Source organism: Psychrobium sp. 1_MG-2023 (assembly GCF_030689115.1).
In the GTDB taxonomy this organism is placed as follows: Bacteria; Pseudomonadota; Gammaproteobacteria; order Enterobacterales; family Psychrobiaceae; genus Psychrobium.
In genome coordinates this window covers 93,408-108,438 of sequence record NZ_JAUYVJ010000010.1, presented here as the reverse complement: position 1 = coordinate 108,438, position 15,031 = coordinate 93,408, and the positions used below count along the sequence as shown (strand labels likewise).

The window sequence follows — 15,031 nt, the reverse complement described above, 5'->3', positions numbered from 1 at the left end:
TGTACAGTTTTTTTGTTCATGATAAAAAAACACAATCAAAAAAAATTATTTACATTTTTTAAACATTTTTTTTACCCCTTTAAAAACAGTCGCTTATTGGGGTGGGGTGTTTTCGTGGTTATTTTTTTAACAACTTTTGTATACAAATAGTTTACAAAAATTATTTCGATGGTATTTTATTGGGGTCATACGTTAGTTGTAATGTGCTTAGAGAGATTACTTAAACACTTTTTTACAATTTAGCGCTAATTGATTTTATATAATAAAAATTGAGAGATACTTAATGTTTACTAACAATAAAATTACAAAAGCGGTACGCATTGCGTTAATCGCAGGTGTAGCATCAACATCTTCAGTAGCATTTGCTGCTGACAAAAATGAATCAACGGCTGAGGAAGTAGAACGCGTTGCAGTAACTGGTTCTCGTATCCAGCGTACTGATATGGAAGGTATCAGCCCAATCACAGTAATCAGTCGTGAAGACTTAGAAGTTTCAGGTGAAGTTTCTGTTGCTGACGTATTACGTGATTCAAACTTTAACTCATTTGGTTCATCTTCTGAGTCTTCAGGTACAGGTGGCGGCCAACAAGGTATCGCTGGCGTTAGCTTACGTGGTCTAGGTGCTGACCGTTCTTTAGTTTTAGTAAATGGTAAGCGTGTTGCTCCATCTCCAGCTGCTGGTGGTGGTTCTGCAAACTTAAATGCTATCCCAATGGCTGCTGTTGACCGTATCGAAATCGTTTCAAACGGTGCCTCTGCAATCTACGGTTCAGACGCTATCGGCGGTGTAGTTAACGTAATCTTACGTAAAGATTACGAAGGTGTTTCTGTAGCTGGTGCTGTAGGTCGTCCATCGCAAGAAGGTGGTGACGAGAACCAAATCAGTCTAGTAATGGGTGTTTCTGGTGAGAAAGGCAGCTTCGTAATGTCTGCTGAATTCAGTGACCGTGAAGTAATCTTCAGCCGTGATCGTGAATACACTAAATCAGCTGCTGGCGAAAAGTGGGCTGATAACACAGGTATCAGTTCAAACGCTCGTAACATCCGTCACCTAATTGACACAGATGGCGACGGTGGTTTTGATCGCATTGAGTGGAGTGCATTAGAAGACCAATGTGATACTAGCCTAGGTTTTATCGGTGTTCAGGTTCGTGAAGGTTCACAACCAGGCACAATGTGTGGTTACGATTACTCTAAAATCGCTGCTGAAACTGCTAACCTAACGAACTCTTCTCTATACGCTCGTGGTGTATACGAAGTAAATGATGACGTTACGTTCAATCTAAATACTTTAGCGACACGTACTACTTCATGGGGTCGTTTCGCTCCAGCAGCTGGTAACTTCAACGTTACTGGTACTGACATGGCTAACGACTCAGTTGAGCTAGCTGACGGCGAGTCAGTTGTTGCCTCTCGCGCTTACTGGCGTTTCACTGACAACGGTCCTCGTGATCAACGTACAGATGGTTCTAACTTTGATATGAACATGTACCTTGACGGTCTAACTGACTGGGGTACTTGGACAGTGGGTTATCACCGTAACGTTGCTAACATCACTAACTTAGGTAGTGGTTACATCAACCGTCCATTCGCGGAGCAATTCGCTGCTGAAGGTACGTTAACTGATGAGCGCTCTATCGCGTTAATGTCACACACTATCTCTACATTCAACAAAACTGACTACGCAAGTGTAAATGCTGGTTTAGGTATCGATTCATTATTCACTATCGGTGGTAACGATGTTGGTGCTTACTTCTACGCTGAGCGTACTGAGACAACTTACGTTTCACAAGCTGATGACTTAAGTAATGCATCTGCTGTAATCGGTTCTGCTGGTGGTTCTGCTAAAGGTGAGCGTGAAGTTACATCACTAGCTGCTGAATTCTTATTCCCACTTTCTGACGATTTAGAAGTAACACTTGCTGCACGTTACGATGATTTCAGCGATTTCGGTGATAACATCTCTCCACAGTTAGGCGCTACTTATAACATCAACGATGAGTGGAAATTACGTGCAAGCATTGGTGAAGGTTTCCGTGCTCCTACTTTTGCAAACCTTTATTCACAATCTGAAGGTTTCCCATGGTTATTTGTTCCTGGTGTAGGTTGGGGTCAATACCTAACTAAAACTGTTGGTAACGAAGATCTAGACGCAGAAAAATCAGATCAGTTTGCCTTTGGTATTATCGGTGAAATCGTTGACGGTGTATCATTTACACTTGATTACCAACGCATTGAAATCTCAGATATGATTTCTTACGAAAGTGCTGCAAACATTTGGTCTAAGCACCAAGACGGTATTACGCTTAAGCCAAATACTAGCATCACTATGATCGGTAACCTTCCTGAAGAGTTACAAGCAACTTACATCAACGAAGGTGAAATGCGCGCTCAATTCATCGATTTTGATTTACGTGCTGTACAAGAAACTTCATTTGGTGAGTTCCGTCAAAACCTAGCAATCAGCTACACTCTTGACTACTCAACTTTAGAAGAAACTTCGAATGCTGACGGTGAGACACGTGAAGTGTTATTAGATCAAGCCGGTTTACGTGGTTTACCACAATACCGTATGAACTTAGGTTTAGCGTATATCTATGAAGATCACTCTATTACTCTTACAGCTAAGTACATCCCAACTCAGTTAAATCGTTTTGAGTTAAATGAAAACGGTACTAAGTACATTGCTTCAGAAAATGATTCAGCAGTTAGTGGCCAGCACACTAAAATTGCTTCATATACTGACCTTGATATTAACTACACTTGGCAAGCACAAGATAACCTTCGTCTAACTGTTGGTGCACGTAACCTAACAAACGAAGACCCACGCTTTAGAGATGTAGCTGAGTCTCAGTACTCATCAAGCCTATACAGCATCCAAGGCCGTACAGTCTTCGCTGGTTTCAAATACGATTTCTAATTTGAAATGCTAGTCATATTGACTAAAGCGATTAAAAAGCCAGCTTAACAGCTGGCTTTTTTTATGCTCTAAATTTTTAAAACTATATTAAGTGTTAGAAGCTGGTTTAATGAAGCTGACAATCTTATTAATAACAGTATTTAAGTGGCTCTGTTGCTTAAAACCACTTTTAACCCGTGGCTTAAAGTCATGGTCTCCGTCCTCTAACCATAACCAATTGACTTCTTTGTTAAGCGCATAAGAAGCAACTTCTTCTTGGGTGCCTAATTTATCTCTCGTCCCTTGGGCAATCATCAATGGAGCCTTTATGTCTTCTAGGTGTTCTATTCTCAATTTTTCAGGCTTACCAATGGGGTGGAAGGGGTAACCCAAACAAACAACGCCTTGTATAAAATGGTTGAGCTCTGCGTCTTGCTGGGCTGCAACCATACTGGCAATGCGTCCGCCCATTGATTTTCCGCCGATAAAAACAGGTTGGTTGAAGTCTTTGATTAATGAACCATAAAAGTCAACCAGTGCCGGAGCACGATTAGGAGGACGTTTTTTACCATCGACTAATCGCTGTTGCATATATGGAAAGTTAAATCGCGCGACACGTATGCCACTTTCGGCAAGTCCTTTGGCAATTTCTGCCATAAATGCAGACTCGGCATCTGCGCCAGCACCATGAGCAAATAAAAAAATCGGCCCATGCTGTGGCCCGTCAAAGATAAAATCTGGCAAAAGATACTCCTATTAAGCAGTAAGGTATGAAAATGATTAAATATGGCTTAGGGTGAGGTTTGCTAATAAAGCAAAGAAAAGCAGGCTAAGATAACTGTTTCTTAGCTGTTTGCAAGCGCGTATCGCATGATTGATATCTGCTAGTTGTGGCGGAGTATTATTACCTAGTTTGTCGCGCTTTATTTTTATTTTGTCATAACACACAGCGCCACCGAGTTGTCGTTTTAGCGCAAAGGCTAAGGTGGCTAACAATAAGCCGTTACCATAACGGTGCCATAGTTTTGCTTGGCTCAAGCCTTGCTTAAGGTTTGAAAAGCCGTAAAGCAGCGCTAAATGAAGTGAGGTCAAAAGTAGCGCGGGCAAGTGAATGATCGTTGCTAACGCTGTGCTGACCTTACCGAAATGACGATAGAGCGTTTTTTTTGGGTTCCAGTAACGTGCTAATGCACCGATAGTCGCACAAATTAATGTTGGGTATATACCAACAACCGCATAAATAAGGATCAGGCTAAAGTAACTTTGGACTAATCGTTGGCTTAACCCTTCAATTGACGCTTTCACTATCCCCATGGTCGACAGGTTATTACAATCTCTAATGCATAGCGTCGTTAACTGTTCTCTTGCTAATACTTTATGTTGCTGGTCTAAGCTTTGCTCGATTTTTTTAGCTGCAGATAGTAAAGGGCGACTTGATAGTATCAGAAACAAAAATAGTGCTTCAAAGAACCAAGGGTAGCGGGCAAAGTATAAAATACTACCAGCGATAGAGAGGTTAATTGAAACTAATAATAGTGTGGAGATACCGCCTGAAAGCTTCTGATGCACGGGATTGCGTCGATTGACTTTAGCCGCTAGGTTCTCAGCGATGTAACGAAACAATGTTGCAGGGTGAACCGATGCGCTTAATGTAATAAAGCGCTCTAACAACATCACCCCGAGTAAAATGATTAAACGAATGCTAAGGTCGGTTAATTGCAATTGCTCAGGGGTGATATTCATCTGTGAGTAGTGACTAGTTTAAGTTAGCTTTTTGGCATAGTGGTAGCATTGCAACCACCATATCAGCAGAGTGCTTACCTGCGGTGACTAGGTATTCATCAAAACTGACTTCACTTTGTTTGCCTGCAATATCTGATAATGAACGAACCACTACAAAAGGGACTTCAAACAGGTGACAGGTTTGCGCGATGGCCGCAGCTTCCATTTCACATGCTTGCATTGTCGGGAAGTTTGCGCGAACTTGCTCTACTCGCACAGGATCTGCCATAAAGGTATCACCAGTCGCAATAAGGCCTTCAACGATCTGTACATCATTTTGTGAAATTGCTGTTGCCTCTCGTGCAGCGCGTGCTAATTCAGGGTGTGGAGTAAATGCCGCAGGCATTTTAGGAAGCTGGCCAATTTCATAACCAAACACTGTTAAGTCGGCATCATGGTGGCGAACTTCGCTTCCAATCACAACATCACCAACATTTAGTTTTGGATCAAAACCTCCTGCTGAGCCTGTGTTAATGACACAATCAGGAGCATACTTCTCGATAAGCAGTGTTGCTGACACACTCGCGGCGACCTTACCGATCCCTGAGAGCGACACAACAACCTCAATACCGGCAATAGTGCCTGTATAAAACTCAATACCAGCGTACTTTTCAGTGGTTAAATTTTCAATTTGTTCACGTAATACTGCAACTTCAGGTTCCATTGCGCCAATAATGCCAACTTTCATGGGTGTACTCTTATATGCTTAAATGATTTATTATCAACGATCTTAACTTATCCTTACTCGTGTGCAAACAAAAAAGGCTCCCGAAGGAGCCTTTTAAACGATATAGTGATTATAAATCGAGGTACTGTAAAATACCTTCAGCTGCGTCACGACCTTCTGCAATGGCCGTTACAACAAGGTCTGAGCCACGTACCATATCACCACCGGCGAAAATCTTCTCGTTGGTCGTTTGGAATGGAACATCACTACTATTAGCAATGACGCGATCCCATTGGTCGGTCTCAATGCCGAAATCTTTAAACCAAGGCTGTGGATTTGGTTTGAAACCAAAGGCCATGATTACCACGTCAACATCAAGTACGTACTCAGAGCCTTCTACAGTTTCAGCACGTTGACGTCCGTTTTCATCAGGTTGACCCATACATGTTTCAATGAGTTTTACTCCAGTGACCTTACCATCTTGAGCAACGATATCTAACGGCTGGCGATTATAAACAAACTCGACACCTTCTTCTTTCGCGTTTTGTACTTCACGTTTTGAACCTGGCATATTGGCTTCATCACGACGATATACACAACGTACTTCTGTTGCACCTTGGCGAATAGCTGTACGGACACAGTCCATCGCAGTATCACCACCACCTAGCACCGCAACCCGTTTACCTTCAAGACTAACGAATGGGTTTGCTGCATCAGAATGGCCAAGTAAATTATTTGTATTACCGATCAGATACGGCAGGGCATCTAAAACACCGTCAGCGCTTTCGTTTTTAAAACCACCACGGATATAAGTATATGTTCCCATGCCTAAGAATACTGCATCGTATTGCTCTAAAAGCTCGTTGAAATCGATATCTTTACCAACAGTGGTGTTTAACTGAAATTCAACACCTAGTGACTCGAAATATTCACGTCGCTGAGCCATTACTGATTTTTCTAACTTAAACGATGGAATACCAAAGGTTAATAAACCGCCGATTTCAGGGTTACGATCAAATACAACTGGAGTCACACCATTACGTATCAGAATGTCTGCACAACCCAGACCTGCAGGACCAGCACCGATCACTGCCACTTTCTTTTCTGTTTTAACAACAGCTGATAAATCTGGACGCCAGCCTTGCTCTAATGCTTTATCAGTAATGTACTTTTCTACATTACCAATAGTTACTGCACCAAACTCATCATTAAGCGTACATGAACCTTCACATAAACGATCTTGCGGACAGACACGGCCACATACTTCAGGTAGCGTATTAGTTTGGTGACATAAGTCAGCAGCTTCCATAATACGCCCTTGCTTAGCAAGTTCTAACCAATCTGGGATATAGTTATGTAATGGACACTTCCATTGACAATATGGGTTACCACAATCTAAACAGCGGTCTGCTTGTTCTTCAACTTGAGGCTGTTCGAATAGGTTATAAATCTCAATAAACTGTTCTTTACGTTGTTCAATTGGTTTCTTCTGCGGATCGTGACGACCAACATTGATAAATTGGAAATCATCTGGCACCACGTTCGATATAATTTTCTTTGCTTGTGACATGGTTTATTACCCCGCGTTTACTGCTAGTTTTAGCACTTTAGTTGCATTTGGCAACATGGTGGTTAAATCGGCTGCTGTTGGTTTCACTAATAAGAACTTAGGTAACCACTCCTCAAAATTATCTAAAATATTACGAGCGCGCTCACTGCCTGTTGCAGCAAAGTGCTCTTCGATTAATGATTTTAGGTGTGCTTGATACGCTGGGTATTCTAAAGGTAGCGCTTCAGCACATTCGTGATTCATTCGTTCATTGATGTTTTCGTGCTCATCGAGTAGGTAAGCAAAACCGCCTGTCATACCCGCTGCGAAGTTCACACCCGTATCACCTAGTGATACAACAACACCGCCAGTCATGTATTCACAACCATTATCACCCATGCCTTCAACAACGGTAATTGCACCTGAATTACGAACACCGAAACGTTCACCTGCTTGACCAGCAGCAAATAATTTACCGCCTGTTGCACCGTATAAACAGGTATTACCCACAATACTTGCTTCATGTGATTTATAAGCAACACCGTGTGGAGGATGCACAATTAATTGGCCGCCAGTCATGCCTTTACCGACATAATCATTAGCATCACCAACAATGGTCATGTTTAATCCACCTGCGTTCCATACGCCAAAACTTTGCCCTGCAGTTCCAGTAAAGTTTATTTGAATTGGCGCTTCACTCATCCCTTGGTTGCCATGGTGGCGAGCAATTTCACCACTGATACTCGCACCAACCGAGCGATCGGTATTACGAATCGGTAAGTTAAATTCACCGCCCGCCTTTTGCTTGATTGCTTGTTCAGTTAATTGTGATAACTGCTTGTTCATTAAGCCTTCATCATAAGCAGGGTTACTTTCAGACCATGACACACCACAACCTTCTTTTGTTTGTGGTTGGTATAAGATATCTGATAAATCAAGTTTACTCTGGCGTGGTGTTTGTCCTTCAATCACTTCTAATAAATCAGTACGACCAATTAAGTCTGTAAGCTTTTCAATGCCTAAGCCAGCGAGGATCTCTCGAATGTCTTGTGCAAGTGCTTCGAAGTAATTGCTAACCATTTCTGGTAAGCCTTTAAAGTGTTTATCGCGTAACTCTTCGTTTTGAGTTGCAACACCTGTAGCACAGTTATTTAGATGACAGATACGTAGGTATTTACATCCTAAAGCAACCATTGGTGCAGTACCAAAGCCAAAGCTTTCAGCACCTAAAATTGCTCCTTTGATAACATCAAGCCCGGTTTTTAAACCGCCATCGACTTGTAAACGCACTTTATGACGTAAACCATTCTCAACTAAAGCTTGCTGTACTTCGGCTAAGCCTAGCTCCCATGGGCTACCGGCATATTTAACTGAGGTTAACGGGCTGGCACCTGTACCGCCGTCATAACCTGATACGGTAATTAAATCAGCGTATGCCTTAGCAACACCTGTTGCGATTGTACCGATACCCGGTTCAGATACTAATTTCACCGAGATGAGTGCTTTAGGGTTAATCTGTTTTAAATCGAAAATTAGCTGCGCTAAATCTTCAATAGAGTAAATATCATGATGCGGTGGTGGAGAAATCAGTGTCACACCTGGCGTCGAGTAACGTAAGCCAGCAATCTCAGCTGATACTTTGTCACCTGGTAATTGTCCACCTTCACCTGGTTTTGCACCTTGTGCTACTTTAATTTGTAGTACTTCGGCATTCATTAAGTAATGTGCTGTTACACCAAAACGACCTGAAGCGATCTGCTTGATTTTTGAATTGCGCTCACTATTAAAGCGGGAAGGATCTTCACCACCCTCACCAGAGTTTGATTGACCGCCTAAACGATTCATCGCTACAGCTAATGCGGTATGTGCTTCAGGGCTTAATGCACCAATCGACATTGCTGCGCTGTCAAAGCGAGGAAATAATTTGTCAGCTGATTCAACTTCACTGATATCAATTGCTTGCTGGTCTGTTCTTAACGCTAATAAATCACGTATTGTTGCGACAGGGCGCTCATTAACGGCTTTAGCAAATGCTTGGTAATCGGAATACTTACCGCTTTTAACGGCAGTTTGTAGTAACTGTACAACGTCAGGGTTGAAACAGTGGTACTCACCACGATAGTCAAATTTTAGTAAGCCGCCGTGTTCTACCTGCTCACGTTTGCGATAAGCACGGTTGTTTAGTACTTGCTGATCGTAGGCGAAGTCTTCGAAATCAGCACCTTTAATACGATTGGTTACGCCTGTAAAGCACAGTTCCACAACTGAATCAGCTAAACCAACGGCTTCAAATAACTGAGCACAACGATAGCTGGCAACCGTTGAAATCCCCATCTTCGACATGATTTTCATTAAGCCTTTATCGATGGCTTTCTGATAATTAATGACGGCTTGTTTTGGTGTTTCGGTAAGTTTGCCCAGCTCAATCTGTTCAAGTAACGTTTCGTAAGCAAGATATGGGTAAATTGCTGTCACACCAAAACCTAGTAATACTGCAAAGTGATGAGGATCGCGAGCAGCTGCTGTTTCAACGATAATGTTGGTATCACAACGCAAGTTGTTATTAACAAGGCGTTGCTGTACAGCACCAGCGGCCATTGCTGCTGGAATTGGTAAAGTGTCTTTAGAGATATCACGATCTGATAAGATAATAATAACAGCGCCTTGCGCTGAAGCTTGTTGTGCTTTATCACACAACTCATTAATCGCCTGCTCTAAACCAATCGCTGGATCATAATTCATCGATAGTTGAGTGGTTGAGTAATGTGTTTCCTCAAGATTACGTAACTGTTCTAAATCACTATATACTAGTACTGGCGATTTGAATAAGACCCGATGGGCGTGCCCCAACGTTTCTTTGAATAAGTTTTGTTCACTACCAATACAAGTCGCTAATGACATGGTATGTGCTTCACGTAAAGGATCGATTGCAGGGTTCGTGACCTGAGCAAACTTCTGGCGGAAGTAATCGAACACAGAGCGTTGCTTACGAGATAACACCGCCATTGGAGCGTCATCACCCATTGAAGCCGTTACTTCTTGTCCATTACGACCCATAACATTTAGTACATCATGAATTTCTTCTTTGCTGTAATTAAACTGCTTTTGGTAGACCGCTAGCTTATCATCATCCAGGCTTCGGTGACCTGAAGTTGACTCATTACGTTCACTAAACGGGACTAAACGTTTAGAGTTATTAGCTAACCACTTACTATATGGGTGACGGCTCTTAAGATCGTTATCGATATCAAATGTCGGTGTTAGCTTTCCTGTGTAGGTATCAACAACTAGTAACTCACCAGGACCAACACGTCCTTTCTCTGCAACTTCATCTGGCTGGTAATCCCAGATGCCTACTTCGGAAGCTAAGGTTAAGATACGATCTTTAGTAACAACATATCGTGCTGGACGTAAGCCGTTACGATCGACGGCACAAGCCGCGTGACGGCCGTTTGTCATTACGACACCAGCTGGGCCGTCCCACGGTTCCATATGCATTGAGTTAAAATCATAGAATGCACGCAACTCGTCATCCATGGTTGGGTTCGATTGCCATGCTGGTGGAATAAGCATTCGCATTGAGCGATATAAGTCCATGCCACCCATTAGTAATAACTCAAGCATATTATCTAATGAAGAAGAATCTGAACCGCTTTCGCTAACAAATGGTGCCGCATCTTGTAAATCAGGTAATAAAGGCGTTTTGAATTTATATGAGCGCGCTTTTGCCCACTGGCGGTTACCAGCAATGGTATTTATTTCACCGTTATGCGCTAAGAATCTAAACGGCTGTGCAAGCGGCCATTTAGGTGAGGTATTGGTTGAGAAGCGTTGATGGAATAAACAAATAGAGCTTTGCGTGCGTAAATCGGCTAAGTCTAAGTAGAATGAAGGTAAATCAACGGGCTTAACCAAACCTTTATAGATAGTTACCATTGACGACAGGCTCGCGATATAGAAGTCTTTATCTTCTGTTAAACGCTTTTCTGCACGACGACGCGCCATGTATAAGCGGCGTTCGATATCACGGCTGATCCAACCTGCAGGGGCGTTAACAAATACTTGCTCGATCACCGGTAGCTCATCTAATGCGATTGGGCCTAAGATATCCTTATTAATTGGTACTTCACGCCAGCCAACCACAGCCATTGTTTCTTTTTCTAGCTCTTCAGTTAAAACTTTACGGCTTTGCTGTGCTAATAATGGATCGGTATTTAAGAAACACATACCAACAGCATATTTTTTGCTTAGCGACCAATTATTTTCTTTTGCAACCGCTTGAAATAGTGCTTCAGGTGCCTGCATTAATAAACCACAACCGTCACCCGTAATACCATCAGCAGAGATACCGCCACGGTGTTGCATACGATCTAAGGCTTCGATTGCTGTACGAATAATTTTGTGACTTGGGTTACCGTCCATTTGAGCGATGAGACCAAAACCACAGTTGTCTTTTTCAAAAGAAGGACTCGTGAGTGCCATATTTACTACCCTCAATAACTTGTTTATGCAAATGCTATGCAAAAAGGTAGTGTTAAATACTACGACGCAATAGCTAATTTATTTACAAATGATGGCTAAAATTATCGTGAAATATTACCAAAGTCAATATACCAATAGTCTAATACCTTGGTGGAATAAGGTTTATGGTTAACTCATTGTTTTTAATTGCCTTATTGTTTATGTGTTAATGATAATTGTTATTATTTGGTAGGGCTTTACGTTGGCGTAAAGCATAGTTACGCATCATTGATTTTTGTAATTAAATTACATATAAAAGCTTACGTTGGCGTAATGTAGAGTAAATGTTAAACTTTAGTATGGTTTTGGTGGGTATAAATTATGAGTTGTTAATACTGTTGTTTAAATATTTAATTCAAATAAGTGAATAAAAATTTGGTTGTGGGTGTAAAAAAGCCAGAGCGTAACTCTGGCTTTATTAACGTTAAATAGCGGGTTCGGTTATACGCTAAGCAGTATAGCCCTGTTTAACACCCTTAACGGCAACTGCTACAGCATCATGAGCATGAAGGGATTCATAGTGATTAATACGAACCCAAAAGTCAGTAAAATCATTTTGATTTAAACCATGTTTCGCTCGGCGAACAGCATCCTCACAAAACATCAGGTTAGCTGCATTAAGGCGGGCAAATTCCTGCTCATCCTCTCTTTTTACAGCAGCCTGGACAGGTGTCTGCATGACGTGCTCTATCAAATCAATTAATTGGCGTAAAGGAAACTCCGCTAGATCTTGCGGTAGTTTCACTTTCACTTGCGCTACACTTCGTTGGCTATGTGGGGTTGCTACAATGCCTTCGGTAGTGCCTAGCCACTCAATTACTTGTTGTTTATCAAGCGCTGAGTTTTCGAATCGTTCGCTAAAGGCTTTTTGTATTAATTGTCTCGATAAAGCTGCTGAACACGGACAAGTTGAAGAGTAAGGCACTTCAACGACTAACTCAGTCTCAACCCTATTATTATCAATGGTCGCTTTAATTGTCGCTGGGTAAGCTTTCCAGCCCTTCTTTTTACTTAGTAACGAAGCGCGACGTAAATGATAATCGAAAGTAAAGCTCACCTGTGCTTGATCGCTAATGTCATCATGAGACTGAATAAAGTCTGATAACATTTGCTCAAGCGTTGAAGGGCTTAAGGAGCTTTCAGTAGAAAGTTCGTCAAGACGTAAGAAAAGGCGAGACATATGAATGCCTTTTGCTTGAGGTACGATGATGTTAACAAAGGTCTCAACCTTAGCTGAAACACGTTGCGGCGCTTCATCTTGAGTCTCAAGCATTAAGGGCATTTCAATATGGCTCATGCCAACCCAATCTATGTTGCCTTCGGTTTGAGCATTTGCGGTGCTGGCAATATCTGGCATCTGGTGGGGCATTAATACGACTCCAACATATAAATTATAAAGTGATTTTGTTTTTCAATCGAATATAAGTAATATTTAATAAGTACATGACCAATATCAATAATAAACGTTCCGCGTTGCGATATTCTCTAGCGATTGTACTGCTATGGCGGTAAGTTTTTTACTCATTTGATTGAGCTATGTCTAATATCGTTGACTTCATTGAACCATGAGTTTAGGCAAGAAACACAACAGGTAAAGATATTAGGAAGCCGCGGATTATAGCATGTGAATAACACACAGGACTATTAATCACTGATGCTAACGAAAAATAATAATTTAGGCTATAGATTTATAACACTTTATCCAATATCTTAATGTATTAATGAATTGATAAATGCTAAATTATATATCTAATCGTATTAAGGATTAAGTGTAGATGGATATACAGCCTAAAATCGTATCGTTATTCTTTATTATCGCTTTTTGCTTTATTAATGATAAAGAAGCGCTGGCAGAAGAGACTGACTATCAGTTGATGCTAGTAGGTAGCCAGTTGGAGTTTTGTCGTAGCACTGAATTAACGCATTGCTCACCTTCAAGTGTAACGAGCTTTTCTCAGGCTTTAAGTCGTGATTCGATAAAATATAAATTCTCAATAAAGCAGGTCAATAAAGCTACTGCGACTGAGCATTGGCAATCAGGGCGTCAAACTATTCGCTATGATATGGCTATCATCTTACAAGAGCTAGCCAAAAAATTTGGTACGAAAGTTCTATCGTATCCGCAACTACTAGCCGTTTGGAAATCGACGACCGTAAAGCATAACCAAAGGCAGCTGAGTGGCCACTCATTACTGTTAAGCTTATCTGAAGATGAGCGATTGATGATTTTAGACTTTCTAGAGTTGCCTCAATTAGACAGTTTTAGTCAGCGTATTGAAGAGCAAACTATCGTTAACGATAAAATATCCCCTTTCTCGAATAGCCTTTTTCAACAAATTGTAGAGCAAGCAAGGCTAAAAAATAATCAAAGTAAGCCTTCAATCTTAATTGTCACTGCAGGAAATAGAGACAGTTTCTATGATGTTGATGCATATACCAGTCTATTTAATCAACTTGGGGCCGATGCTAAATGGCTACCGATTGATGCTGCGCTGACTCAATTAAAAGCAGATAAAGAACGCTGTATGTGGCTTGAAAATTACCGTGGCCGTATTTTGAACAGTTTTGATCGTGCAAAAGTGTATGAAGATCTTTTATTAATTCAGCAACGATTTTGTAAACAGCCGTTTTTAATGTCTAATGCAATCAATGCTGCTGATGCTATTGTGTTTGTTGGTGATAGCCCATTAAAACTACGGGCGAGTTTAATTAGCGGCGATAACAAGCCAAGCCTCTACTTAAGTTTAATTAAACGTCGTGTTGAAATGAATAAATTATTTGTTGCTGCGATTGGTGCCGTTGGGCGAGCTTTAGTATCACAAGCACATACATCTCCAGTGATTCTTTCTGGTAATAGTGAGCAGGCGATGAATTTAGGGAGTATTAATGTCCTAGAAGCGTCAACAAAGTGCAATCGCTTTGAAAGTTGCCAATCTCAGCATAACTTAACCACGTATTACCCTGGTGGTGTTGGTTTATTTGACTTTGCCGTGCTTGATACTGATATGTCAGAGCGTGGTAATATCGCGCGATTGGCTAGAGTGGTCTATGATATGGAACAGCAGTTCGGTTTGGGGATCGATCAAAACACGGCCGTTATGCTTGCTAACCCTGAGTCTGACACTGTAAAAGTTAAAGTGATTGGCTCTCAAGGCGTCGTTGTTTTAAATAAAACAAAAGACTCACAACAGCACAGTACCGATGATGAATTACGTCAAATTAACTATAGTTATTTAACAACAGGCGATATTGCTGAGTTTTCTAATGGTCAAATGCGAGTTACTTATCCTCAGTGGAAGAAGACTCCTGCAAGTGCAAATACTGCACCGTTAAGCTTTAACAACTTATTCTTTAATAGTAATTTTAAGCTGTTTTCGCAACAAGCTTGCCTGATTAATGAGCCTCAATGGAGTGGTTTTGCTGGGCGTAAGCGGCAATATACAGTGACTCTAGCTAAGTCAGATAGTAGTGAGTTTAGGCTGGGCGGGTTAAAAGTTGGCAACGGCTATCAGCTATTTTGTTCGTTCACTTCACTGTTATTAGATATTACTCGACGTTAGCCCATCACTTTTCAGTGTTTTGTGGCTTTAGTTTAGTCAAATTGTTAGAGTAT

Annotated in this window: 8 protein-coding genes; 2 read left to right on the top strand and 6 right to left on the bottom strand. The window is 41.3% G+C overall.

Going from position 1 to position 15,031, the window contains the following annotated elements:
- The first annotated feature begins 283 nt into the window (after window positions 1-283).
- Window positions 284-2,920 (top strand): TonB-dependent siderophore receptor, encoded by a 2,637-nt coding sequence (locus tag Q8W26_RS07400; protein ID WP_101215436.1) that lies wholly within the window; start codon window positions 284-286, stop codon window positions 2,918-2,920.
- An 87-nt stretch (window positions 2,921-3,007) separates the two neighbouring features.
- Here Q8W26_RS07400 and Q8W26_RS07395 read toward each other — a convergent pair whose 3' ends face one another.
- The 6 genes from Q8W26_RS07395 to folE2 all read right to left on the bottom strand — a co-directional run bounded on the left by Q8W26_RS07395 (window position 3,008) and on the right by folE2 (window position 12,787).
- Window positions 3,008-3,643 (bottom strand): alpha/beta family hydrolase, encoded by a 636-nt coding sequence (locus Q8W26_RS07395; protein WP_101215435.1) that lies wholly within the window; start codon window positions 3,641-3,643, stop codon window positions 3,008-3,010.
- A gap of 36 nt (window positions 3,644-3,679) precedes the next feature.
- On the bottom strand, window positions 3,680-4,642 hold the full coding sequence (locus tag Q8W26_RS07390; RefSeq protein ID WP_101215434.1) for a cobalamin biosynthesis protein: 963 nt from the start codon (window positions 4,640-4,642) through the stop codon (window positions 3,680-3,682).
- A 13-nt stretch (window positions 4,643-4,655) separates the two neighbouring features.
- Entirely contained in the window at window positions 4,656-5,369 is a 714-nt protein-coding gene (gene mtnN / locus Q8W26_RS07385; protein ID WP_101215433.1) for a 5'-methylthioadenosine/S-adenosylhomocysteine nucleosidase, read from the bottom strand.
- 109 nt (window positions 5,370-5,478) lie between these two features.
- The gene (locus tag Q8W26_RS07380) at window positions 5,479-6,885 is read right to left on the bottom strand and encodes an FAD-dependent oxidoreductase (RefSeq protein WP_101214801.1); all 1,407 of its coding nucleotides are present in this window, start codon (window positions 6,883-6,885) and stop codon (window positions 5,479-5,481) included.
- 39 nt (window positions 6,886-6,924) lie between these two features.
- Entirely contained in the window at window positions 6,925-11,379 is a 4,455-nt protein-coding gene (gene gltB / locus Q8W26_RS07375; protein WP_101214797.1) for a glutamate synthase large subunit, read from the bottom strand.
- 487 nt (window positions 11,380-11,866) lie between these two features.
- A complete protein-coding gene (folE2, locus tag Q8W26_RS07370; protein ID WP_101214796.1) occupies window positions 11,867-12,787 on the bottom strand; it encodes a GTP cyclohydrolase FolE2 in 921 nt (306 codons plus the stop codon).
- 406 nt (window positions 12,788-13,193) lie between these two features.
- Between folE2 and Q8W26_RS07365 the strand changes: the two genes are divergently transcribed.
- Window positions 13,194-14,978: a hypothetical protein gene (locus tag Q8W26_RS07365; protein ID WP_101214795.1), complete on the top strand. Its 1,785-nt coding sequence runs from the start codon at window positions 13,194-13,196 to the stop codon at window positions 14,976-14,978.
- Window positions 14,979-15,031 lie beyond the last annotated feature (53 nt).